The sequence below is a fragment of the Romboutsia sp. CE17 genome (assembly GCF_012317385.1).
In the GTDB taxonomy this organism is placed as follows: Bacteria; Bacillota; Clostridia; order Peptostreptococcales; family Peptostreptococcaceae; genus Romboutsia_E.
The window spans coordinates 2465435-2489947 of sequence record NZ_CP051144.1 but is presented as its reverse complement, the minus strand read 5'-3'; the positions used below and the strand labels follow the sequence as shown (position 1 = coordinate 2489947).

Sequence of the window (24513 nt, the reverse complement as noted above, 5' to 3'; positions counted from 1 at the left end):
TGAGCTACTAAGTGTAATAGATGTTAAAAATTGATAAGTCACATAAATAAATATCTTATAATAGTTGTTCATACAACTATTATAAGATATACTAAGATAGTTGAATGAACAACTAATAAAAGGTGGTATGAATATGTCTAAAGAAAAAAGTAATAACAATAGATATATTGCTAAATATATTTCTCAATTATATAGAAAATCAAGAATTTTTATAAATAGAGAAGTATCTAAGTATGATATTAACTCAGGTCAATTTATGTACCTTATGGATTTATATATTCAAGATGGTAAAAATCAAGAAGAACTATCAGAGAGGTTAAAGGTAGATAAGGGAACAACTGCTAGAGTAATAAAAAAGCTAGAAGAGAAAGATCTTGTAACTAGAGTAAAAGATAGTAGTGACAAAAGATGTAATAGAATTTACTTAACTGAAAAATCTAGAGAAGTTGAGGTTAATATTTTAAATGCTTTTGATGAATGGAACAAAATGATAAGTGAGAATTTAACTGAAGAAGAAGAGGAAACTTTGAGAAATTTACTTGAAAAAGTAGGTAAAAATATAAATATATAAGGAGGAGATTTATGGATAATAATCAAAATGTACTAGGTACAGAGTCAATTGGAAAACTTTTATTAAAATACTCAGTACCGGCAATTATAGGTATGATGGTAAATGCACTTTATAATGTAGTAGATAGAATATTTATAGGTAATATGCCAGGTGTTGGACCTATGGCAATAACAGGTCTTGGAGTAGCAATGCCGGTAATGTCAGTAATAACTGCCTTTGGAACACTTGTAGGTGTGGGTTCAACTACAAATATATCTATAAAATTAGGTCAAGGTAAAAGGAATGAAGCTGAGCGTATTATAGGGAATGCAATAAGTTTAGCAGCAATAATAGGGGCTACCTTAACTATACTTGGAACAGTATTTTTAGATAAAATGCTTATACTATTTGGAGCAAGTGACAGTACCATTTCTTATGCCGAAGCGTATATGAGCTTCATACTAGTTGGAGCAACATTTAGTATAATGTCGATGATGTTTAGTAACTTGATAAGAGGAGATGGTAATCCGAGACTATCAGCTACTATAATGATTATAGGTTGTGCTATGAATATAGTATTAGATGCATTATTTATATTTAAATTTAATATGGGAATAAAAGGAGCAGCATTTGCTACTGTAATATCTCAAATCACTTCTTCAATGATAGGTTTATTATATTATTTAAGAGGAAAATCTAACTTAAGTCTTAAAAAGAAAAACTTAAAGTTAAACAAATCAATCATAGGAGCTATATTTGCTATAGGTTGTGCTCCATTTGCAATGCAATTAACAAACAGTGTAGTTCAGCTTATATTCAATACTTCACTAAAAACATATGGTGGAGACTTATCAATAGGTGCAATGGCAACAATTAGTTCAATAAGTATGATATTTGTAATGCCAGCCTTTGGTTTTGTGCAAGGTATGCAACCTATAGTAGGATTTAACTATGGAGCTAAAAAATATGATAGAGCTAAGAAAGCTCTAAAAATAAGTTTAATATCAGCAAGTATAGTATTTTTACTAGGTTCTTTAGTTATACAACTTGCACCACAAGCTTTAGTTGTAATGTTTAATAAAGATCCAGAACTTATGAATATAACTATAATTGGACTTAGAAAATATGCTCTTGCAATGCCAATAGTAGGTATATCAATAGTAGGAAGTAACTTTATACAATCAATAGGAAAAGCAAAAATGGCTATGGTGTTAGGGTTATTAAGACAGGTTATAATACTAATACCTATGGTACTTATATTACCTAACTTCTTTGGATTAAATGGAGTTTGGTTTGCTCAACCTACTGCAGATACTGTATCAGCAGTTATCACGGGTATAGTTTTAGTTAGAGAGCTTAGAAAGAACTTTAAAACTGAAACAGATGAAATCATTAAAGATGTAAAATCCATAGAGGTTATATAATATAAAAAATACTAGAATTTTAAATTCTAGTATTTTTTTATTAAGGAAACTATATCTAAATATTTATTAATATCTATTTTTACTTCCGCAAACTTCTATTTTATGAGCAACTACCTTTTTCATACTTTCCTTTGCAGGAGCCATATATTTTCTAGGATCATTACTCTTCGGATTTTCACTGAAATATTTTTTTAAAGCATCTGAAAATGGTATTTTTAAATCTGTAGCTATATTAACTTTACATATTCCAAGAGATATAGCTTTCTTTACAAGATAATCAGGGACATCAGAAGCACCATGTAATACTAAAGGTACATCAACGGCTTCTCTTATTTCTTTTAATCTATCAAAATCAAGCCTTGCTTCACCTTTATATAACCCATGAGCAGTTCCTATAGCTATAGCTAGAGAGTCTATACCTGTTTTATCTACAAATTCTTTTGCTTGAGCTGGATTAGTATACATAGCATCTTTTTCATCAACTACAAGATCGTCTTCTTGTCCGCCAAGTCTTCCAAGTTCAGCCTCTACAGTTGCATCAAATCTATGAGCATAATCAACAACATCTTTAACTATATTGATATTATCTTCATATGATAAGTGAGAACCATCTATCATTGTTGACTTGAAACCTAAATCAATATAATGCTTTATATCTTCTACATCCTCGTAATGATCTAAGTGTATTGCAATTGGTATGTCATATTTCTTAGAAGCTACTTCGGCCATAGATACTATGTAATCTCCACCTGCATAAACCAATGTAGAAGGTGTTCCAGCTAAAATTACTGGAGATTTTAATTCATTAGCTGTATCAACAACTACTTGTAGAGTTTCTAAATTATGTATATTAAAGGCAGGTACTGCATATCCTTCCTTTTGAGCTCTTTTTAACATTTCTTTAGTTGATAATATTTTCATGTTTATTCCCCCTTAAGATTAATCGTGATATTCTCCTCTATCCCACTTTTCATTGAATTCATCAAAAAAATGAATATCACCATTTGCATAATCTTTTTCAATCATATTATCTATTTTAGCTATAAGACTTTTATTCTCTTCAGTAGGATTGAATTCTGTACCAAGAAACACATCTATTATGTTTTCTATAAGACCAAGACCTGTAATTCTTCCACCTAATCCTAAAACATTTATTCCTAATTGTTCTCTAGAATATCTTGCTGTTTCTACATCTCTTACAAGAGCAACTCTAGCACCTTTAATTTTTGAAGCTGCATTTGTTATGCCAACTCCTGTACCACATATAACAATTCCTAAGTCAGCTTCACCATTAACTACTTTTTCTGCTGTCAATTTACCATAGATAGGATAATGAGTTCTTGTATGGTCATATGTTCCATTATCTATAACCTTATGTCCTTTTGAAACTAAATAATTAACTATCTTATCTTTTATATCTGTAACAATATGATCACAACCAACTGATATAATCATTTAAAAATTCCTCCTTAAGCCATTTTATTTAACATATCTACTCTTATTTGATGTCTACCACCAGAGTAATCAGATAGTATAAACTTTTCACAAATACTTTTAGCAACTTCTAAACTTGTTACATTAGATCCAATAGTTATAATAGAAGTATTATTATGATCTCTAGTCATCTTTGCAGAGTGCTCATCAGCAACTTGTGCACAAATAATACCTTTATGTTTTACACATACATTAAATGAACCTGTACCATATTCATCTATAACTATAGCTTTTTCACCTTCGTTGTTAAGCATAGAAGTTGCAACTAATGTTGAAGCTTCAAAAAAATCAAAATTTTTTTCTTCAGTTTTATCTACTACTTCAAAACCTTTAGATAATAAATGCTCCTTTATGGCATTTTTAAAGTTAGAACTTTTAAAATCAGAACCAATTAAAATCTTCATAAAAAATCTACACCCCTTAAGTTTTATTTTCTAATTTATTAGAAGTATAATTTGGTATACTTAGAATACTTTTCAATGTTCTCAGAGCTTATATGTTCATCAGTTATAATTGCAGTTACATTTTCTAACTTATAAAATTGATAAAAATCGTGTTTGTTTAGTTTAGATGAATCTGCGACAATATATTTTTCTGTAGCACGATCTAGTATAGTAGCTTGTATCATACCTTCATCTTCGTTAGAATTTGATATAACATTATCATAAATACCATTAACACCAATGAAGGCTTTATTTATATTCATCCTTGATAATGTATCATTGGCTATACTGCCAACAAAAGCTCCTGTTCTACTACGGTAGCTACCTCCAATTAAAATAAGCTCATAACGAGGGTCATCAACAAACTTATTAAATACATATATAGAATTAGTTACGACTTTTAGGTAGCTCGCAGTCATATATTCATATACTAATTCTATTGTAGTACCAGGCCCTAAGAAAATTGAATCTCCATCCGAGATATTTTTAGCTATATTTTTAGCTATACTTCTTTTAAGTTCTATATTAATACTTTGTTTCTCAACATGACTTAACTCTTTTTCAATTGTTATATTATTTAGTTGAGCACCACCTCGAATTCTTTTTAGTACTCCTTTGTTGTCTAAATCCTGTAAATCTCTTCTAACTGTCATTTCAGTTACATTAATAGCTTCAGCTATATCTTTAACTTTGACAATTCCTTTTGCATTTAATAAATCTATAATAATCGAGTGTCTTTCTTCTTTAAGCATTAAAAGCATCCTTTCTTAAAAACAAATGTTAAAAAATGTTCTATTTTTTTTGTTTTTGTTTTATAAAATAACGATAGCATTTAAAAATTAAAAAGTCAAGTAATGAAAAAGTGTAAAATTATCCAGGAAATCGTTGACAAGGATTAGAGAAAATAATAATATAATATTAATCAAACTAAAATAAACTAAAACAAACTAAAACAAACTAAATTGAAAATATTTTTAAAGGGGGAAATTATATGTCAGAATCAACAGAAGTAACAAAAGAAGAATTAAGTATGATAGCTTTTGAAATAATAGCATATTCAGGTGATGCAAGATCTAAATTACTTGAAGCTGTTAAACAGGCTAAAAATAAAAATATGGAACAATGTGAAGTGCTTATATCTGAAGCTAAGCAATGTTTGACAGATGCGCATAATGCTCAAACAAAAATGATTGTTGCAGAAGCTAGAGGGGAAAATATAGATGTAGGATTTTTAACAGTACATGCTCAGGATCATTTAATGACCACATTATTATTACAAGATATTATAGGGAACTTATTAGATATATACAGATAATTTCATTATTACATAATAATACGATTATGTTTATATAAAAGTTTTCAATATATATATTCAGTGGGGGATTAAAATTATGGAGAGTTTAGTAAAACAAATCGAAAAATGGAAACCGTTTTTTGAAAAAATATCTAGAAATAAATACTTAAGAGCTATAAGGGATGGATTTATTTCTGCTATGCCTATAGTACTTTTTTCAAGTATATTTATGCTTATAGCATTTGTTCCGAATATTTTTGGTTTTGAGTGGAGTCCAGAAATACAAGAAATTATACTTAAACCATACAACTACTCAATGGGGATATTAGCTTTAGTAGTTTCAGCAACAACTGCTAAAAACTTAACAGATGCATTAAATAGAGACATGCCTAAGAATAATCAAATAAATAATATATCTACTATGATGGCGGCTATAGTATGTTTCTTAATAGTAAGTGTTGATTCTATAGAAGGCGGTTTTGCTAATGGATATATGGGATCAAAAGGATTAATAACTGCATTCATATCAGCATTTACAGTATCAAATATTTACAAAGTGTGTGTTGAAAATAACATAACAATAAAAATGCCTGATGCGGTTCCACCAAATATATCTCAAACATTTAAAGATATAATACCTTTTGGTGCATCAGCACTTATATTCTGGTTATTTGATTTAGTATTTAGAAATATATTTGATTTTAATTTTGCAGAAGGAGTTATATTATTCTTCCAACCTTTATTTACAGCAGCAGATGGATATCTTGGATTAGCTATAATTTATGGAGCTATGTCATTATTCTGGTTTGTTGGAATACAAGGGCCTTCAATAGTTGAACCAGCAGTATCTGCTATTTATTATGTTAATATAGCAACAAATTTATCTCTTTTCCAAAATGGAGAACAATCAGTCAACATATTAACACCAGGGGTACAACAATTCGTTGCTACACTTGGGGGTACAGGAGCTACTCTTATAATAACTTTAATGTTTGCATTCTTATCTAAATCAAAAGAGTTAAAGGCAGTTGGTAGAGCATCTTCTATACCAGTTCTATTTGGAGTAAATGAACCAATTTTATTTGGTGCACCACTTATATTAAACCCAATATTCTTTATACCATTTATAGGAGCACCAATCATAAATGTTTGGTTATTTAAAATCTTTGTAGATTATCTAGGTATGAACAGTTTCATGTATATATTACCTTGGACAACTCCAGGGCCAATAGGTATAGTACTTGGATGTGGAATGGGACTTTTAACTATAATATTTGCAGCTCTTATATTAGTAGTTGACTTTGTTATTTACTATCCGTTCTTCAAAGTTTATGATAAGCAAAAAGTTGAAGAAGAAAGAGCAAAAGAATCAAAGTTAGGTAATAGTTTAGGTGAAGTAGATACTACATCGAAAGTAATAGAAAAAAATGCAGTTAATACAAAGAGGTTAAATAATAAAAGGGTTCTGGTTTTATGTGCTGGTGGTGGAACAAGTGGTCTTTTAGCGAATGCATTAGCAAAGGCAGCTAAAGAAAATAATATCGATATGTTAACAGCTGCTAATTCTTATGGTGCACATGTGGATATGTTAAAAGATTTTGACTTAGTAATACTAGCGCCACAAGTTGCATCTAACTATCAAGATTTAAAGAAAGATACAGATAGACTAGGTATCAAGGCAGTAGCGGTAGAAGGAAAGAAATATATAGAATTAACAAGAAATCCAAAGAAAGCATTGGAGTTTACACTTGAAATTTTAGGTGATGGAGTTAAAGAGGGGGCGTAAAAATGAGATTACCAGATGATTTTATATTAGGTGGAGCAACAGCTGCATATCAAGCTGAAGGAGCTACAAAAGAAGGAAATAAAGGAAAAGTTGCTTGGGATGATTATTTAGAAAAGCAAGGGAGATTTTTAGCTGACCCAGCAAGTGATTTTTATCATAAGTATCCAGTGGACTTAGAGTTATGTGAAAAATTTGGAGTTAATGGTATACGTATATCTATAGCATGGTCTAGAATTTTTCCAAATGGTTATGGTGAAATTAATCCAGAAGGGGTTGAATTTTATCATAGGCTTATTGATGAATGTATAAAACGTAATGTAGAACCATTTGTTACATTGCATCACTTTGATACACCAAATACATTACATAAAGATGATGACTTTTTAAATAGAAAAACTATTGATTGTTTTGTAGAGTTTGCAAAAGTTTGTTTTGATGAATACGGTGATAAAGTAAAATACTGGATAACTTTTAATGAAATTTGGCCAGTTGCGTGTGGACAGTATATAACAGGAACCTTTCCTCCAGCAATTAAATATAATTTAGAAAAAGCTATACAATCTATGCATAATATGATGATAGCTCATGCTAAAGTAGTTAAATTATTCAAAGACAGTAACTATAAGGGAGAAATAGGTGTTATACACTCTCTTGAGTCAAAATATCCAGACAGAGATTTAGATGAAGATAAACTTGCAGCTGAGATTGAAGATATAGTTGCAAATAAATTCTTACTTGATGCAACATTTAAAGGAGAATACTCTGAGCGTACTATGTTCGGTATAAATAGAGTACTAGAAAAAAACGGTGGAAGCTTAAATATAGAAGATGGAGACATGGAATTATTAAAAGAAGCAAGTAAGTATAATGATTTCTTAGGAATAAACTATTATCAAAGTAGTTTCATAAGAGCATATGAAGGAGAATCAGAGATATATCATAATGGTACGGGGGAAAAAGGTACATCTATATTTAGGCTAAAAGGAATAGGCGAAAAAAGATTTGATAAAGATATTCCAAGAACTGACTGGGATTGGCTTATATACCCAGAAGGTCTTTATGATATGATGTTAAGAATTAAAAATGACTATCCAAACTATAATAAAATATATATAACTGAGAATGGAATGGGATACAAAGATGACTTTGAAGATGGAATAATCATGGATACACCAAGAATTGATTACATACGTAAACATTTAGAAGCAGTTGCACAAGCTATAGACGATGGTGTAAATGTTAAAGGTTATTTCTTATGGTCATTAATGGATGTATTTTCATGGTCAAATGGATATAACAAGAGATATGGTTTATTCTATGTAGATTTTGAAACTCAAAAAAGATACCCTAAAGAATCAGCCTATTGGTACAAATTTGTAAGCGAAACCAAAGAAATATTATAATTTAGAACAAAATAAAATGCTCATAAGAAAAGAATAAGGTTCTTATCTTATGAGTATTTTTATATTCTTAATTAAGGTTATTAATATATTTAATAACCTTAATTAAGAATAATATTTTCAAATGCAATATCAATATAAATTAACTACTATAAAATAAATTAACTACAATTTAATGAAATTGCGTAGCATAATCTATATTGATATAATTAAGTAAAATAAATATTAATGAGGTAATTTATAAAATGAATGAAGTAGATATATCTAAAAATATTTCAGAATATAGAAAAAGAAATGAACTTACTATTAAAGAATTAGCTAATTTGACAGGTGTTACACCATCGTTACTAAGTCAAATAGAAAAAGGTACGGCTAATCCTTCTATAAATACATTGAAACAAATTTCAAGTGCACTAGAAGTACCGTTATTTAATTTTTTTATAAGTGATGTTCCAACTGAAGAATTAGTAGTTAGGAAAGAAAACAGAAAGAAAATAATGTTTGCAGAAGATGATAGTTTTGCTTATGAATTATTAACTCCTAACTCAAAAGGAGAGATAGAGTTTATGTTAATGAAGATACCTTCAAAGGGATCATCTTCAAAAGAAGCATTTAGTCATAAGGGAGAAGAAGTTGCTTATATAGTTGAAGGAGAAGTTAGACTTTATCTGGGGAATAGTGTGATAGATTTAAGAAGTGGGGATAGCGTAAAGATACCTCCTCATTCAGAACATAAATGGGAAAATATAAATGATAATGATTGTGAAGTTATATTTGCAGTAACTCCACCATCTTTCTAATTACTAAGTGGGGAAGGAGATGAGGTAGATGCTTTATCCAATAAATTTAGAATTAGAAAAATTTGATATAGTAATAATAGGTGGAGGAGAGGTTGCTCTAAGAAAGTGTAAAAACTTCTTAGATTTTGGGAAGAAAGTAAAAGTAATAGCTCCAACATTTTTAAAAGAGTTTTATGAGATTAAAAAAGGAGTAGATTTAATAAAGGATGTTTATAAAGAAGATTATATTAAAGATAGTTTTATAGTCGTTGCAGCTACTGATAATAAAGAAGTTAATAAATCTATAGGAGAATACTGTAGTAAGAATAATAAATTGGTAAATGTAGTAGATAATGTAGATTTGTCTAACTATATAGTTCCATCATATATAAAAAGAGGTGATTTACTTATAGGAATATCCACTGGAGGAAAGAGTCCATCCTTATCTAGAAAGATAAAATCAGAATTAGAAGAAGTATATGATGATAGTTATGAAGAATATATAAATATTTTAGGCGAAGTTAGATCTAATATCATAAAAAATTATAAGGATATTAATGAGAGAAGAAGATTAATAAAAAAACTAGTAAATTTAACGTTAGAAGAGTTAATAGAGGAAAACAAAAAATATATATAAAAAAAGATTTATATTATAGACATAGGGTATAAAATAAAATAGAATAATATCATAGTCAACAAGAAATGACAAAATAAGAATGAAATAGACAGTAGTTTCGACATAAAAATTTAATTCGAAAGAATTGTTCAACATAAAATTCCTTTATATACCCAATAGCAAGAAACCCCTTGTAATAGGCTGTGTAAAACAGTCTATTTTTTTTACAGATTTATAAGTTAATCACTAAATACAAAAGATAAAGTTAAGGTAAAGTATTAACTTATATAAAGTTAGGAGTTAGATAAAAATAAAAACTTTATAAAAAGTATTGACTAATTTAAAAAATGATGGTAAAGTATTACTTGTCCGAGAGATACGGATGAAAAATAAAATAAAAGAAAGTCTTGACTAAGGGATAACAACCTGGTAAGATGAGTAAGTCGAGAAAATGAACTTTGAAAATTAAACAGTAGGTTAATTTATATAACTTAAATTCTTTTATAAGAATTAAACACAAACAACCAAGCCAGATATTCAGATAATGATTAGTCTGAGCAAAGGAAACAAATTTTTTTTGAGAGTTTGATCCTGGCTCAGGATGAACGCTGGCGGCGTGCCTAACACATGCAAGTCGAGCGAACCCTTCGGGGTGAGCGGCGGACGGGTGAGTAACGCGTGGGTAACCTGCCCTATACACACGGATAACGTACCGAAAGGTACGCTAATACGAGATGACATAAGAGATTCGCATGGATTTCTTATCAAAGCTCCGGCGGTATAGGATGGACCCGCGTCTGATTAGCTAGTTGGTAAGGTAACGGCTTACCAAGGCGACGATCAGTAGCCGACCTGAGAGGGTGATCGGCCACATTGGAACTGAGACACGGTCCAAACTCCTACGGGAGGCAGCAGTGGGGAATATTGCACAATGGGCGAAAGCCTGATGCAGCAACGCCGCGTGAGCGATGAAGGCCTTCGGGTCGTAAAGCTCTGTCCTCAAGGAAGATAATGACGGTACTTGAGGAGGAAGCCCCGGCTAACTACGTGCCAGCAGCCGCGGTAATACGTAGGGGGCTAGCGTTATCCGGAATTACTGGGCGTAAAGGGTGCGTAGGTGGTTTCTTAAGTCAGAGGTGAAAGGCTACGGCTCAACCGTAGTAAGCCTTTGAAACTGGGAAACTTGAGTGCAGGAGAGGAGAGTGGAATTCCTAGTGTAGCGGTGAAATGCGTAGATATTAGGAGGAACACCAGTTGCGAAGGCGGCTCTCTGGACTGTAACTGACACTGAGGCACGAAAGCGTGGGGAGCAAACAGGATTAGATACCCTGGTAGTCCACGCCGTAAACGATGAGTACTAGCTGTCGGAGGTTACCCCCTTCGGTGGCGCAGCTAACGCATTAAGTACTCCGCCTGGGAAGTACGCTCGCAAGAGTGAAACTCAAAGGAATTGACGGGGACCCGCACAAGTAGCGGAGCATGTGGTTTAATTCGAAGCAACGCGAAGAACCTTACCTAAGCTTGACATCCTTTTGACCTCTCCCTAATCGGAGATTTCCCTTCGGGGACAGAAGTGACAGGTGGTGCATGGTTGTCGTCAGCTCGTGTCGTGAGATGTTGGGTTAAGTCCCGCAACGAGCGCAACCCTTGCCTTTAGTTGCCAGCATTAAGTTGGGCACTCTAGAGGGACTGCCAGGGATAACCTGGAGGAAGGTGGGGATGACGTCAAATCATCATGCCCCTTATGCTTAGGGCTACACACGTGCTACAATGGGTGGTACAGAGGGCAGCCAAGTCGTGAGGCGGAGCTAATCCCTTAAAGCCATTCTCAGTTCGGATTGTAGGCTGAAACTCGCCTACATGAAGCTGGAGTTACTAGTAATCGCAGATCAGAATGCTGCGGTGAATGCGTTCCCGGGTCTTGTACACACCGCCCGTCACACCATGGGAGTTGGGGGCGCCCGAAGCCGGTTAGCTAACCTTTTGGAAGCGGCCGTCGAAGGTGAAACCAATAACTGGGGTGAAGTCGTAACAAGGTAGCCGTATCGGAAGGTGCGGCTGGATCACCTCCTTTCTAAGGAGAATTGCCTACTGTTTAATTTTGAGGGTTCATTCCTCAAAATTGTTAGTACTTTGAGCAACGGGATATTCTCAGAGAGAATAGACGTTGGCGATGTACGTTAGTACTTTGAAAACTGCATAACATTTAGTGATATGACATCATTTAATTATAAATAGACAAGACAAGTCTTTAAAATTACAAACTTTGAGCAATGGGATTTACCTGAATGAATATGAAGGTAAAGACATTGGCGAAGCATTTTAATAACTGGTCAAGTTATTAAGGGTGCAGGGCGGATGCCTTGGCACTAGGAGCCGATGAAGGACGTGATAAGCTGCGATAAGCTTCGGGGAGTTGCACGTAAACTTTGATCCGAAGATTTCCGAATGAGGAAACTCACTTAGAGTAATGTCTAAGTATCGTTAAGTGAATACATAGCTTAGCGAGGGGAACCCGGGGAACTGAAACATCTAAGTACCTGGAGGAAGAGAAAGAAAAATCGATTCCGTAAGTAGCGGCGAGCGAACGCGGAACAGGCCAAACCAATGAAGTTTACTTCGTTGGGGTTGCGGACATGTCATTAACGAAGAGGTATCGTAAGTGAAGAGAGTTGGAAAGCTCCGCTATAAAAGGTAATAGCCCTGTAGCTGAAACGAGAAGACTTTAGACATGATCCAGAGTACCACGGGACACGTGAAACCCTGTGGGAAGCAGGAGGGACCATCCTCCAAGCCTAAATACTACCTAGTGACCGATAGCGCATAGTACCGTGAGGGAAAGGTGAAAAGAACCCCGGGAGGGGAGTGAAATAGAACCTGAAACCCTGTACTTACAAGCTGTGGGAGCACATTTCTTGTGTGACCGCGTACTTTTTGTAGAACGGGCCAACGAGTTACGTTAAGTAGCAAGGTTAAGCACTTAAGGTGTGGAGCCGTAGCGAAAGCGAGTCTTAAATGGGCGATTTAAGTTACTTGGCGTAGACCCGAAACCGGGCGACCTATCCATGAGCAGGTTGAAGCGAAAGTAAAATTTCGTGGAGGACCGAACCCACGAGCGTTGAAAAGCTCGGGGATGACTTGTGGATAGCGGTGAAATTCCAATCGAGCCCGGAGATAGCTGGTTCTCCCCGAAATAGCTTTAGGGCTAGCCTCAAGGTTGAGAGAAGCGGAGGTAGAGCACTGAATGTCCTAGGGGGTATTGCACTTACCGAAGACTATCAAACTCCGAATGCCGTATTCTTATACTTGGGAGTCAGACTGTGGGTGATAAGATTCATAGTCAAGAGGGCAACAGCCCAGATCGTCAGCTAAGGTCCCTAAATGTACGTTAAGTGGTAAAGGATGTGGGATTGCACAGACAACCAGGATGTTGGCTTAGAAGCAGCCACTCATTTAAAGAGTGCGTAATAGCTCACTGGTCGAGTGATCCTGCGCCGAAAATTTCCGGGGCTAAAACGTACTACCGAAGCTACGGCATCATTATGATGGGTAGGGGAGCTTCGTATGCAGGTTGAAGCATGACCGTAAGGACATGTGGACAGTATACGAGTGAGAATGTTGGCATGAGTAGCGAGATGTGGGTGAGAATCCCACAGGCCGTAAACCCAAGGTTTCCAGGGGAAGGTTCGTCCGCCCTGGGTTAGTCAGGACCTAAGCCGAGGCCGAAAGGCGTAGGTGATGGACAACAGGTTGATATTCCTGTACCACCAATAACCGTTTGAGAGATGGGATGACACAGTAGGATAAGCTAACCGTACTGTTGGTTATGTACGGGCAAGCATTGAGGCAGTTCCTATAGGCAAATCCGTAGGAATAATGCTAGGATGTGATGCGGAGCGAAATTTAGTAGCGAAGTAGCTGATTTCACACTGTCGAGAAAAGTCTCTATCGAGGTTAAAGGTGCCTGTACCGCAAACCGACACAGGTGGGTGAGGAGAGTATCCTAAGGCCAGCCAGAGAACTGTTGTTAAGGAACTCGGCAAAATGACCCCGTAACTTCGGGAGAAGGGGTGCCTGCATTTGCAGGCCGCAGAGAATAGGCCCAAGCGACTGTTTACCAAAAACACAGGTTTCTGCTAAGTCGCAAGACGATGTATAGGAGCTGACGCCTGCCCGGTGCTGGAAGGTTAAGGGGATCTGTTAGAGCAATCGAAGCAGTGAACTTAAGCCCCAGTAAACGGCGGCCGTAACTATAACGGTCCTAAGGTAGCGAAATTCCTTGTCGGGTAAGTTCCGACCCGCACGAAAGGCGTAACGATTTGGGCACTGTCTCAACAACAGACTGGGTGAAATTGTAATACCGGTGAAGATGCCGGTTACCTGCGACAGGACGGAAAGACCCCATGGAGCTTTACTGTAGCTTGACATTGGGTCTTGGTACTACATGTACAGGATAGGTGGGAGACTATGAAGCGTGAACGCCAGTTTGCGTGGAGTCACCCTTGGGATACCACCCTTGTAGTACTGGGACTCTAACCATAGGCCATGAATCTGGTCTTGGGACACTGTCAGGTGGGCAGTTTGACTGGGGCGGTCGCCTCCCAAAAAGTAACGGAGGCGCTCAAAGGTTCTCTCAGTACGGTCGGAAATCGTACGTAGAGTGTAAAGGCACAAGAGAGCTTGATTGCAAGACATACAGGTCGAGCAAGGACGAAAGTCGGACTTAGTGATCCGGTGGTTCCGCATGGAAGGGCCATCGCTCAACGGATAAAAGCTACCCTGGGGATAACAGGCTTATCTCCCCCAAGAGTCCACATCGACGGGGAGGTTTGGCACCTCGATGTCGGCTCATCACATCCTGGGGCTGTAGTAGGTCCCAAGGGTTGGGCTGTTCGCCCATTAAAGTGGTACGCGAGCTGGGTTCAGAACGTCGTGAGACAGTTCGGTCCCTATCCGTCGCAGGCGTAGGAAATTTGAGGAGACCTGTCCTTAGTACGAGAGGACCGGGATGGACGCACCTCTGGTGTACCAGTTGTTCTGCCAAGGGCATAGCTGGGTAGCTAAGTGCGGAATGGATAAGCGCTGAAAGCATCTAAGCGCGAAGCCGACTTCAAGATAAGATTTCCCACCGTAAGGGTAAGACCCCAGGAAGACTACCTGGTTGATAGGTCGAAGGTGTAAGTGCAGTAATGTATTTAGCTTATCGATACTAATAGGTCGAGGACTTGACCACAATTTAAATGATAAATTCTAAATGATATGCAGTTTTCAGAGTATTAACTCTAAATAACTTAATAATAAGTTAATCGAAAGATTATGTGGTTACTATAGCAAAGAGGATACACCTGTTCCCATTCCGAACACAGAAGTTAAGCTCTTTAGCGCTGATGGTACTTGGGGGGCAACCTCCTGGGAGAGTAAGACGTAGCCACGTAATCTTTTTTTATGTAATTAAATATTATAGACTGATTACATTGATATTTTAACTATACAATAAGTTTTAATTAAATTTTGAAAAAATATGTTGTTAAAGTTTAAGTTATAAACTATACTTACCTTGAGTGAAGAAATATAAACTTTTTCGGAAACGATTCCGGAAAAGTTATATTATTATTTTAATCATATCAAAAGGGGGATTGTCTATGGACTTATTGCAAATATTAGAACATAATGCTAAGAAAAAACTTTCAGAGTGCACGAATGAAGAAATTTATTTCACAATTTTAAAGACTATTCAAAAATTAAGTGAAGAAAGACTAAGTAAGGATAAACCTAAAAAGAAGTTATACTACATATCAGCAGAATTTTTAATTGGAAAATTACTATCTAATAATCTAATCAATTTAGGCATATATGACGAAGTTAAAGAGATATTATCAAACAACGGTAAGAATCTATCGGAGATAGAAGATATTGAGCTTGAACCATCCTTAGGTAATGGTGGACTTGGAAGATTAGCTGCATGTTTTTTAGATTCAATAGCTACATTGGGAATTCCAGGAGATGGAATAGGTTTAAATTATCATTTCGGATTATTTAAGCAAATATTTAAAAATAATTTACAAACAGAAGAAAAAAATGAATGGATTGAAAATATAGGGTGGTTAAATAAAACTGACACTACTTATGAGATTGAATTTAATGGATTTAAATTAAACTCAAGAATGTATGACATTAATATTACGGGATATAAAAATATAACGAATAAACTGCATTTATTCGATGTAGAAACAGTTGATGAAAGTATAGTAGAAAGTGGAATAAACTTTGACAAAACAAATGTTAATAAAAATCTTACTTTATTCTTATATCCTGATGATAGTGATGTAGAAGGTCGCCTTCTTAGAATTTATCAACAATATTTTATGGTGAGTAATGCTGCAAAATATATATTAGATGAATGTATTGAGAAGGGTAGTAATTTATATGATTTATATGATTATGCAGTGATACAAATTAATGATACTCACCCAACCATGGTTATACCAGAGCTTATTCGCTTATTAGTAGATAAAGGTATAGATATTAATGATGCAATAGAGATTGTATCAAAAACATGTGCATATACGAATCATACGATTTTAGCAGAAGCACTTGAAAAATGGCCAGCTGATTATATTGAAAAAGTTGCTCCTCAGATTATGCCAATAATAAAAGAATTAGATAAAATAGTTAAAAGTAAATATGAAGATGAATCCGTATATATTATAGATAGTGATAACATAGTTCATATGGCTAATATAGATATCCATTATAGTTTTAGTGTAAATGGGGTTGCATCTCTTCATACAGATATATTAAAAAATAATGAATTAAATAATTTTTATAAGATTTATCCAGAAAAATTTAATAATAAAACAAATGGAATAACATTTAGAAGATGGCTAATGCACTGCAATCCATTATTAACGAATTTAATAGAAAATTTAATAGGTGATGACTTTAAACAAGATGCAGAAAAATTGCAAAACTTAAAAAAATATATAGATGATGAAGATGTATTAAAAAATATATTAGACATAAAGAAAGAAAATAAGATTATACTTAAAAATTATATAAAGAAAGTTCAAAATATCGATATAGATGAAAATTCTATTTTTGATATACAGATAAAAAGATTACATGAATATAAAAGGCAACAAATGAATGCATTGTATATCATTCACAAATATTTAAAAATAAAAAATGGTGATTTACCAACAACACCTATAACAGTTATATTTGGTGCTAAAGCTGCACCTGCATATACTATTGCAAAAGACATAATACATTTAATATTGTGCTTACAAGAACTTATAAATAATGATGAGGATGTAAATAAATATTTAAAGGTTGTAATGGTTGAAAATTATAATGTAACAGCTGCAGAAAAACTAATACCGGCTTGCGACATATCAGAACAAATATCTTTAGCATCAAAAGAAGCAAGTGGTACTGGAAATATGAAGTTTATGCTTAATGGTGCATTAACTTTAGGAACAGAAGATGGTGCAAATGTAGAAATACATAGTCTTGTAGGAGATGATAATATATTTATATTTGGGGAGAAAAGCAATAAGGTAATAGAGCTTTATGAAAAGTGCGAATATGATCCTCTTGATTTTTATATAAAAGATAAAGAGATAAAAGATGCATTAGATTTCATAGTTGGGGATAAATTAATGAAAATTGGAAACCAAGAAAATCTTATAAGACTTTATAAAGAGATGATGAAAAAAGACTGGTTTATGACATTATTAGATTTTAAAGAATACTGCAAGATGAAAGATAAAGCATTTAAAGAGTATGAAAATAGATATAAATGGGCTAAGAAAATGTTAATTAATATAAGTAATGCAGGCTACTTTTCGTCTGATAGAACTATAAATCAGTATAATGAGGACATTTGGAATTTAAAATAGATATATATGTAAATTTCAATCAGATTATGGATATTTTTATCGTAAATAAAAACTTAAATAAAAATAATTTATTGATTTTGATATTATCAGGTGTTATTATCTAATTAAAGGGTAAGGAAAACGTTTATGAAATCGGAAACGTTTCCGAAAGTCTTATTTAGAGTAAGTTTAATTAAATGAAAATCTATTTAGGGGGAGTTATTATGGTAAAATTAAAGAAATTTGTAGCAATAGCATTATCAGCAGTTATGTCAACTGTAGCATTAACAGGTTGTACATCATCATCTGATGATCAAGCATCAGATAACAGTCAAGGTTCAGTATATTATCTGAATTTTAAGCCGGAGTCAGAGGAACAGTGGAAAAAGATAGCTGAAGATTATGAGAAAGAAACAGGGGTAAAGGTTAAGGTAGTTACAGCAGCAAGTGGTACTTATGAACAAACACTGAAATCTGAAGTAGCAAAAAAAGATGCACCTACATTATTCCAAATAAATGGTCCAGTTGGATATGAATCATGGAAGGAATATTGTTTGGACTTGAAAGATACAAATCTTTATAGTCATCTTTTAAATCAAGATATGGCTGTTAAAGATGGAGATGGAGTATATGGTATACCTTACGTTGAAGAAGGTTATGGAATAATTTATAACCAAGCAATAATGGATAAATACTTTGCTCTAGACGGTGCAAAAGCGAAATCTGTAGATGAAATAAATAACTTTTCAAAATTAAAAGCAGTAGTAGAGGATATGCAGTCTAAGAAAGATCAATTAGGTATAGATGGAGTATTTGCTTCTACATCTTTAACTCCAGGTGAAGATTGGAGATGGCAAACTCACTTAGCAAACCTTCCTGTATATTATGAATATAAAGATAAGGATGTAAAGGATTTAGATGAAATTGAATTTACTTATTCAGATAACTTTAAAAATATATTTGATCTATATATAAATAATTCAACTTGTGAGCCAGCTTTATTAGGAAGTAAAACAGTTTCAGATTCAATGGCTGAATTTGCTTTGGGAAAAGCAGCAATGGTTCAAAATGGTAACTGGGGATGGTCTCAAATAGCTGAAGTTGATGGTAATACAGTTAAAGAAGATGATGTTAAATTTATGCCTATATATACAGGTGTTGAAGGTGAAGAAAAACAAGGTCTTTGTATAGGAACTGAAAACTATTTTTCTATAAATAGTAAAGCTTCAGAAGCAGATCAAAAAGCATCTATAGAATTTGTTGAATGGTTATTTACTTCTGAAACAGGTAAAAATCATGTAACAAATAAATTAGGATTTATAGCACCATTTGATACTTTTGAAGATTCTGAAGTACCTCAAGATCCATTAGCTAAAGAAGTTTTAAAATATTTAAGTAATGATGATTTATATAATGTAGACTGGAATTTCACTACTTTCCCAAGTCAAACATTTAAGGATAATTTTGGAGCAGCATTACTTGAATACTGCAATGGAAATATGAAATGGGAAGATGTAAAAAAATTAGTTATTGAAGAATGGGCAAGTGAAAAAGAGGCATCTAAATAAGAGTAGAAGTTTTTAATACATTAATTGATATTTAAAAATTAAATTAAATAGAAAGAGCTTATCCATGAATAATAATATATAACGTTAGATCAAACATTTTATAAATGCTATATATATTTATGGCTTAAGCTCTTTATTTAAAAATACTTAATTGATAATATAGATTTTCTACTTAATAATAGGGGGGATAGCATGCAAAAAGCATTAAAAAAATACTTTCCGATATTTCTACTTCCAACACTAATAGCATTTGCTATTGCGTTTATAATTCCTTTTATAACAGGATTATACTTATCTTTTTGTAATTTTACTACAATAAGTGATGCAGAGTTTGTAGGAATAGATAATTACATAAAAGCTTTCTCAGAAGGGCAAGGATTTGTAGAAGCTTTTGGATTTACTACAATATTTACTATTATATCTATAGTAACTGTAAATGTATTAGCGTTTACATTAGCATATTTATTAACAAAAAAAATAAAAGGAACTAATTTTTTCAGAACTGTATTCTTTATGCCTAACTTAATAGGTGGAATAGTTCTTGGTTATACTTGGCAATCTATGATAAACGCATTTTTAGCTAATTATGGAACGACACTTGTAGCAAATCAAAAGTTTGGCTTTATAGGGTTACTTATACTAATGAATTGGCAAATGATAGGATATATGATGATTATTTATATAGCTGGTCTTCAAAGTGTACCATCAGAATTAATTGAATCTGCTAGAATAGATGGTGCTACTAAATGGCAAACTTTAAAAAATGTAACAATACCAATGGTAATGCCATCAATTACAATATGTACATTTCTAACATTATCTAATAGTTTCAAATTATATGATCAAAACTTAGCATTAACTAATGGAGCTCCAATGCATAAAACAGAAATGCTGGCTCTTAACATAGTTAATAGTTTTTATGGAAGATATAACTATGAAGGTGTTGGGCAGGCAAAAGCAGTTATATTCTTTGTAATAGTAGCAGTAATTGCTCTTAGTCAGCTATATTTTACTAGAAAAAGGGAGGTAGAACAATAATGCAAGAGACTTTAGTTAAAAATAGAAATACTAACAATAAAAGTACTCAATCAAATAAGAAAAATGTTAGTAACAATATTATATTTATAATACTTTGTGCACTAGTTATAGTTTTTCTAGCTCCTATTATATTTATAGTTACAAATTCATTCAAAGGTAAATTTTACATCAGTGATAACCCTTTTTCATTTCCTACATCAGAAACGTTTATTGGTATTACTAACTATATAAATGGATTAGAAAAAACTGGTTTTTTAAGTGCTATGGGATGGTCTTTTTTTATAACAATAATGTCAGTAATAGTGATAATACTGTTTACTTCTATGACAGCATATTACATAACTAGAGTTAAAAGTAAGGTTACTAGTGCATTATATTATCTATTTGTTTTTTCAATGATAGTTCCTTTTCAAATGGTAATGTTTCCTATGGTAAAACTATCAGATACTCTGAACCTATCTAATCCATTGGGGATGGTATTACTTTATTTAGGATTTGGAGCAGGATTATCTGTATTTATGTTTAGTGGATTTGTAAAATCTATACCATTAGAAATAGAAGAAGCAGCGACAATAGATGGATGTAATCCGTTACAAATTTATTTTAAGATAGTTCTTCCTATATTAAAACCAACTGCAATAACTGTATCAATATTGAATGCAATGTGGATATGGAATGACTATTTATTACCGTACTTAGTCATAGGGTTATCTACTAAATATAAAACTATACCAGTAGTAATTCAAATGTTAGTAGGATCTAATGGAAACAGAGATATGGGCGCTATGATGGCGATGTTAGTATTAGCAATTATTCCAATTATAATATTTTATTTGTTATGTCAAAAACACATAATAGAAGGTGTAGTTGCAGGTGCGGTAAAAGGTTAGATTCATAATAGGAGGGTAGATTATGAGACGAAGTGGGATGTTACTGCCTATTGCAAGTTTACCATCTAAGTATGGAATAGGCAGCTTTTCAAAAGAAGCTTATGAATTTATAGATATGTTAGAGAGTTCTGGTCAAAGTTTGTGGCAGATACTACCTTTAGGGCCAACTGGATATGGAGATTCCCCATATCAATCATTTTCTACATTTGCAGGAAATCCATATTTTATAGATTTAGATGAATTAGTAAAAGAAGGTTTATTAACAAAGGAAGAATGTAATGGATATGATTGGGGAAGTAATGATGAATATATAGATTATGAAAAAATATACTTATCTAGATTTAAAGTATTAAAAAAAGCTTATAAACGTAGCGAAATATATAGTAATAAAAGGTTTATGGCATATTGTAATAAAAATAAATGGTGGCTTAATGATTATGCTCTATATATGTCGATAAAAGATTTTTTTGGAGGAAAGTCATGGGTAGAATGGGATGTTGATATAAGATTAAGAAAAAAAGAAGCTATACATGAGTACGAAGAAAAATTATCAGATGATATACTATTTTATAAGTATTTACAGTATCTATTTTCAATGCAATGGAATAGGTTGAAATCTTATGCAAATAGAAAGGGAATATCAATAGTAGGTGATATTCCTATTTATGTAGCTTTAGATAGCGCTGATACATGGGCTAATCCAGAGTTATTCCAATTAAATAAGGAATGTGTACCTATAGCAGTAGCTGGATGCCCACCAGATGGGTTTTCGAAAACAGGACAGTTGTGGGGAAATCCACTATACTATTGGGAATATCATAAAGATACAGATTATGAATGGTGGATAAAAAGAATAGAGTATTCATTTAAATTATATGATATCTTAAGAATAGATCACTTTAGAGGTTTTGATGAATATTATTCTATACCTTACGGAGAGAATACTGCTGTAAATGGGTCTTGGGAAAAGGGACCAGGAATAGAGCTATTTAAACATATAAAAGAAAAGTTAGGTAATGTAGAGATTATTGCTGAAGATTTAGGTTTTTTAACGGATAGCGTAAGGCAACTGCTAAGTGATACAGGCTATCCAGGAATGAAAGTATTGCAGTTTGCATTTGATTCAAGAGAAGATAGTGATTATTTACCTCATAACTATAATAATAATTGTGTAGTTTATACAGGAACTCATGATAATAATACAACTATAGGTTGGTATAAAGAGATTAATAAGAAAGATAAAAAGATGTGTATAGACTATATGAATAATAAAAATTCTAGAGAAAGTGAGATACACTGGGATTTTATATGCTTAGCTATGAGAAGTGTTGCAGATACTTGTATAATACCAGTTCAAGATTATTTAGGATTAGGAGAAGAAGCTAGAATAAATACACCATCAACACTAGGAAATAACTGGACTTGGAGAATGAAGCAAAATAGCATATCTAAAAAGAATATAAAAAAAATAAAGATGTTGACTAAACTGTATGGAAGGTAGTAAATTATCAGCTAATTTATATGTATTTATAATATAGTAATTAAAATATAGAGCTGAAAGGATGTGATTAATTTGAAGGCAACCACAATAAAGGATATAGCTAAAAAGTGTGGAGTAGGAGTAAGTACAGTTTCAAGAGCAATTAACAATCATCCTGAAATAAATGAAGATACTAGAAATATGATAATGGAAGTTATAAAAGAAAGTAATTTTATTCCCAATAATAGTGCAAGAAACCTAAAGCTTTCAGACACAAAAACAATAGCAGTATTAATAAAAGGTATAGATAACCCCTTCTTTCAAAATATGATAAAGGTATTTGAAGAAGAGATACAAAATAAAAAATATACTTTTATATTACATAGAGTTGATTCTAATCAAGATGAAGTAGAAGTAGCTTTAGAATTGATAAAGGAAAAGCGATTAAAAGGGATAGTATTTTTAGGTGGGTCTTTTTCACATCAGGAAAATAAACTACAAGAAATAAACATACCGTTTGTATTAAGTACAATAGCTATAGCTGAAGATGTCGATAAGAACTTATATTCATCAGTATCTGTAGATGATATAAGTGAAAGTAAAAAAATAGTAGATTTTTTATGTGAAAATGGACATGAAAAAATAGCTATCTTGGCATATGATAGTGGTGATAGAAGTATAAGTAGATTGCGTGTAGAAGGATATTGTGAAGCTCTAAAGAAAAGAAATATACCAATAAATAAAAATCTAATAAGGTATACGTATGACAGTCTAAGCGCCTATACTATGGAAAATGGTTATAATCTAATGAAGGAGTTATTAGAAGAAGGGGAAGATTTTACAGCTGTTTATGCGATTTCAGACAGTATGGCAGTTGGAGCATGCAAGGCTATACTAGAATATGGGAAAAAAATTCCTGATGATTATTCTGTAGTAGGATTCGATGGATTAGATATTTCCTATTATTATAATCCTTCTATAACGACTATACGACAACCAGTAGAAATGATGGCTAAAGAAACTACAAACATATTGTTCGATTTAATTAATAAGAAGAGTAAACATCAACATAAGGTATTTGAAGGGGAATTAATAGTTAGGGATTCTACTTCTAAATTATAAAAGAATAGAAATAAGAATGAATAATAAGGGAAGTGGCTTTATGATAAATTTATTTGGAATTGACAATAAGTTTTTTGAAACTTTAGAAAAAATATCAAATATAGTTATATTAAATTTTCTTTATATATTATTTAGTATACCTATAATAACTATAGGAGCTTCAACAACAGCTACATATTTTGTTGCAATGAAAATAGTACAAAATGAAGAAGGATATATTTTTAGAACATTCATAAAAAGTTTTAAAGAAAATTTTAAGATTAGTACTATAGTGTGGATAATGATCATGTTAGTTGGAGGAGTATTAATTTTAGATTTTCATATATCAAATGCTATATCTAATTCATCTATTAGTAACATATTTAAGCTTATACTTACAATGGTTAGTATAATAATTATATTTAATATAACATATGTATTTCCTATTATATGCAAGTTTGACAATAGCATAAAAAATACTATAATAAACGCTACCCTTATATCAATACAAAACTTACCTTATACAATTATAATGTCATTATTAAATTTAATACCCATAATATCTATATTATTCTTTAGTAATTATTTAGGATATATAGCATTCTTTTATATAATAATTGGATATGCGGTTGTATCATGTATAAATTCTTTCTTTTTAAATAATATATTAAATAAATATATAAATTAAATAAAGGATACAGAAAAAAGTATAGAAGAATCTATGCTTTTTTATTTTATTCTCTTAAATTAATTTGTATAAAAAGTCTATT

At 32.5% G+C, this 24513-nt stretch carries 18 protein-coding genes and 3 rRNA genes; 17 read left to right on the top strand and 4 right to left on the bottom strand.

The window, feature by feature from the left end; genetic code table 11:
- Nucleotides 1–133: 133 nt before the first annotated feature.
- Both HF520_RS11870 and HF520_RS11865 read left to right on the top strand, forming a co-directional pair.
- A complete protein-coding gene (locus tag HF520_RS11870; RefSeq protein WP_168574228.1) occupies nucleotides 134–571 on the top strand; it encodes a MarR family winged helix-turn-helix transcriptional regulator in 438 nt (145 codons plus the stop codon).
- 11 nt (nucleotides 572–582) lie between these two features.
- The gene (locus HF520_RS11865; RefSeq protein ID WP_168574227.1) at nucleotides 583–1974 is read left to right on the top strand and encodes an MATE family efflux transporter; all 1392 of its coding nucleotides are present in this window, start codon (nucleotides 583–585) and stop codon (nucleotides 1972–1974) included.
- A gap of 66 nt (nucleotides 1975–2040) precedes the next feature.
- On the opposite strand, the gene HF520_RS11860 is transcribed toward HF520_RS11865, so the two are convergent.
- The 4 genes from HF520_RS11860 to HF520_RS11845 are packed head-to-tail and all read right to left on the bottom strand — an operon-like array spanning nucleotide 2041 to nucleotide 4663.
- Nucleotides 2041–2895, bottom strand: a complete 855-nt coding sequence (locus HF520_RS11860) for a tagatose bisphosphate family class II aldolase (protein ID WP_168574226.1) — start codon at nucleotides 2893–2895, stop codon at nucleotides 2041–2043.
- 18 nt (nucleotides 2896–2913) lie between these two features.
- Nucleotides 2914–3429, bottom strand: a complete 516-nt coding sequence (gene lacB, locus HF520_RS11855; RefSeq protein WP_168574225.1) for a galactose-6-phosphate isomerase subunit LacB — start codon at nucleotides 3427–3429, stop codon at nucleotides 2914–2916.
- Between the two features lie 14 nt (nucleotides 3430–3443).
- Complete coding sequence (lacA, locus tag HF520_RS11850) at nucleotides 3444–3872, bottom strand: galactose-6-phosphate isomerase subunit LacA (protein WP_168574224.1); 429 nt, start codon at nucleotides 3870–3872, stop codon at nucleotides 3444–3446.
- Nucleotides 3873–3910: 38 nt separating this feature from the next.
- Nucleotides 3911–4663, bottom strand: coding sequence for a DeoR/GlpR family DNA-binding transcription regulator (locus HF520_RS11845; RefSeq protein WP_168574223.1), 753 nt, complete (start codon nucleotides 4661–4663; stop codon nucleotides 3911–3913).
- A gap of 239 nt (nucleotides 4664–4902) precedes the next feature.
- Between HF520_RS11845 and HF520_RS11840 the strand changes: the two genes are divergently transcribed.
- The 15 genes from HF520_RS11840 (at nucleotide 4903) to HF520_RS11770 (ending at nucleotide 24431) form a co-directional block, all read left to right on the top strand.
- The gene (locus HF520_RS11840; RefSeq protein WP_168574222.1) at nucleotides 4903–5226 is read left to right on the top strand and encodes a PTS lactose/cellobiose transporter subunit IIA; all 324 of its coding nucleotides are present in this window, start codon (nucleotides 4903–4905) and stop codon (nucleotides 5224–5226) included.
- Between the two features lie 76 nt (nucleotides 5227–5302).
- Nucleotides 5303–6991: a lactose-specific PTS transporter subunit EIIC gene (locus tag HF520_RS11835; protein WP_168574221.1), complete on the top strand. Its 1689-nt coding sequence runs from the start codon at nucleotides 5303–5305 to the stop codon at nucleotides 6989–6991.
- A 2-nt stretch (nucleotides 6992–6993) separates the two neighbouring features.
- Nucleotides 6994–8394 carry a 6-phospho-beta-galactosidase gene (gene lacG, locus HF520_RS11830; protein WP_168574220.1) on the top strand — a complete coding sequence of 467 codons (1401 nt, stop codon included), beginning with the start codon at nucleotides 6994–6996 and terminating at the stop codon, nucleotides 8392–8394.
- Nucleotides 8395–8636: 242 nt separating this feature from the next.
- The gene (locus tag HF520_RS11825) at nucleotides 8637–9191 is read left to right on the top strand and encodes a cupin domain-containing protein (protein ID WP_168574219.1); all 555 of its coding nucleotides are present in this window, start codon (nucleotides 8637–8639) and stop codon (nucleotides 9189–9191) included.
- Between the two features lie 28 nt (nucleotides 9192–9219).
- Complete coding sequence (locus HF520_RS11820; RefSeq protein WP_168574218.1) at nucleotides 9220–9807, top strand: precorrin-2 dehydrogenase/sirohydrochlorin ferrochelatase family protein; 588 nt, start codon at nucleotides 9220–9222, stop codon at nucleotides 9805–9807.
- A 552-nt stretch (nucleotides 9808–10359) separates the two neighbouring features.
- Nucleotides 10360–11860: ribosomal RNA gene (locus HF520_RS11815) — 16S ribosomal RNA — on the top strand.
- A gap of 257 nt (nucleotides 11861–12117) precedes the next feature.
- A 23S ribosomal RNA gene (locus HF520_RS11810) occupies nucleotides 12118–15019 on the top strand.
- 84 nt (nucleotides 15020–15103) lie between these two features.
- Nucleotides 15104–15220 (top strand): 5S ribosomal RNA (gene rrf / locus HF520_RS11805).
- The 16S, 23S and 5S rRNA genes sit together here, the layout of an rRNA operon.
- 208 nt (nucleotides 15221–15428) lie before the next feature.
- Nucleotides 15429–17687, top strand: a complete 2259-nt coding sequence (locus HF520_RS11800; RefSeq protein ID WP_168574217.1) for a glycogen/starch/alpha-glucan phosphorylase — start codon at nucleotides 15429–15431, stop codon at nucleotides 17685–17687.
- 203 nt (nucleotides 17688–17890) lie between these two features.
- Entirely contained in the window at nucleotides 17891–19234 is a 1344-nt protein-coding gene (locus HF520_RS11795) for an ABC transporter substrate-binding protein (RefSeq protein WP_168574216.1), read from the top strand.
- 192 nt (nucleotides 19235–19426) lie between these two features.
- Entirely contained in the window at nucleotides 19427–20272 is an 846-nt protein-coding gene (locus tag HF520_RS11790; RefSeq protein WP_168574215.1) for a carbohydrate ABC transporter permease, read from the top strand.
- Complete coding sequence (locus tag HF520_RS11785; protein WP_168574214.1) at nucleotides 20272–21162, top strand: carbohydrate ABC transporter permease; 891 nt, start codon at nucleotides 20272–20274, stop codon at nucleotides 21160–21162. Before HF520_RS11790 ends, HF520_RS11785 begins: the two co-directional genes overlap by 1 nt.
- A gap of 22 nt (nucleotides 21163–21184) precedes the next feature.
- A complete protein-coding gene (gene malQ, locus HF520_RS11780; RefSeq protein ID WP_168574213.1) occupies nucleotides 21185–22663 on the top strand; it encodes a 4-alpha-glucanotransferase in 1479 nt (492 codons plus the stop codon).
- A 63-nt stretch (nucleotides 22664–22726) separates the two neighbouring features.
- A complete protein-coding gene (locus HF520_RS11775) occupies nucleotides 22727–23764 on the top strand; it encodes a LacI family DNA-binding transcriptional regulator (RefSeq protein WP_334296640.1) in 1038 nt (345 codons plus the stop codon).
- A 40-nt stretch (nucleotides 23765–23804) separates the two neighbouring features.
- A complete protein-coding gene (locus HF520_RS11770) occupies nucleotides 23805–24431 on the top strand; it encodes a YesL family protein (RefSeq protein WP_168574211.1) in 627 nt (208 codons plus the stop codon).
- Nucleotides 24432–24513: the final 82 nt, after the last annotated feature.

Coding starts and splice junctions, on each gene's coding strand:
- HF520_RS11835 (WP_168574221.1), top strand. CDS start 5,303: ATGGAGAGTTTAGTAAAACAAATCGAAAAATGGAAACCGTTTTTTGAA.
- HF520_RS11860 (WP_168574226.1), bottom strand. CDS start 2,895: ATGAAAATATTATCAACTAAAGAAATGTTAAAAAGAGCTCAAAAGGAA.
- HF520_RS11825 (WP_168574219.1), top strand. CDS start 8,637: ATGAATGAAGTAGATATATCTAAAAATATTTCAGAATATAGAAAAAGA.
- HF520_RS11870 (WP_168574228.1), top strand. CDS start 134: ATGTCTAAAGAAAAAAGTAATAACAATAGATATATTGCTAAATATATT.
- malQ (WP_168574213.1), top strand. CDS start 21,185: ATGAGACGAAGTGGGATGTTACTGCCTATTGCAAGTTTACCATCTAAG.
- HF520_RS11865 (WP_168574227.1), top strand. CDS start 583: ATGGATAATAATCAAAATGTACTAGGTACAGAGTCAATTGGAAAACTT.
- HF520_RS11840 (WP_168574222.1), top strand. CDS start 4,903: ATGTCAGAATCAACAGAAGTAACAAAAGAAGAATTAAGTATGATAGCT.
- lacB (WP_168574225.1), bottom strand. CDS start 3,429: ATGATTATATCAGTTGGTTGTGATCATATTGTTACAGATATAAAAGAT.
- HF520_RS11845 (WP_168574223.1), bottom strand. CDS start 4,663: ATGCTTAAAGAAGAAAGACACTCGATTATTATAGATTTATTAAATGCA.
- HF520_RS11790 (WP_168574215.1), top strand. CDS start 19,427: ATGCAAAAAGCATTAAAAAAATACTTTCCGATATTTCTACTTCCAACA.
- lacA (WP_168574224.1), bottom strand. CDS start 3,872: ATGAAGATTTTAATTGGTTCTGATTTTAAAAGTTCTAACTTTAAAAAT.
- lacG (WP_168574220.1), top strand. CDS start 6,994: ATGAGATTACCAGATGATTTTATATTAGGTGGAGCAACAGCTGCATAT.
- HF520_RS11795 (WP_168574216.1), top strand. CDS start 17,891: ATGGTAAAATTAAAGAAATTTGTAGCAATAGCATTATCAGCAGTTATG.
- HF520_RS11800 (WP_168574217.1), top strand. CDS start 15,429: ATGGACTTATTGCAAATATTAGAACATAATGCTAAGAAAAAACTTTCA.
- HF520_RS11770 (WP_168574211.1), top strand. CDS start 23,805: ATGATAAATTTATTTGGAATTGACAATAAGTTTTTTGAAACTTTAGAA.
- HF520_RS11820 (WP_168574218.1), top strand. CDS start 9,220: ATGCTTTATCCAATAAATTTAGAATTAGAAAAATTTGATATAGTAATA.
- HF520_RS11785 (WP_168574214.1), top strand. CDS start 20,272: ATGCAAGAGACTTTAGTTAAAAATAGAAATACTAACAATAAAAGTACT.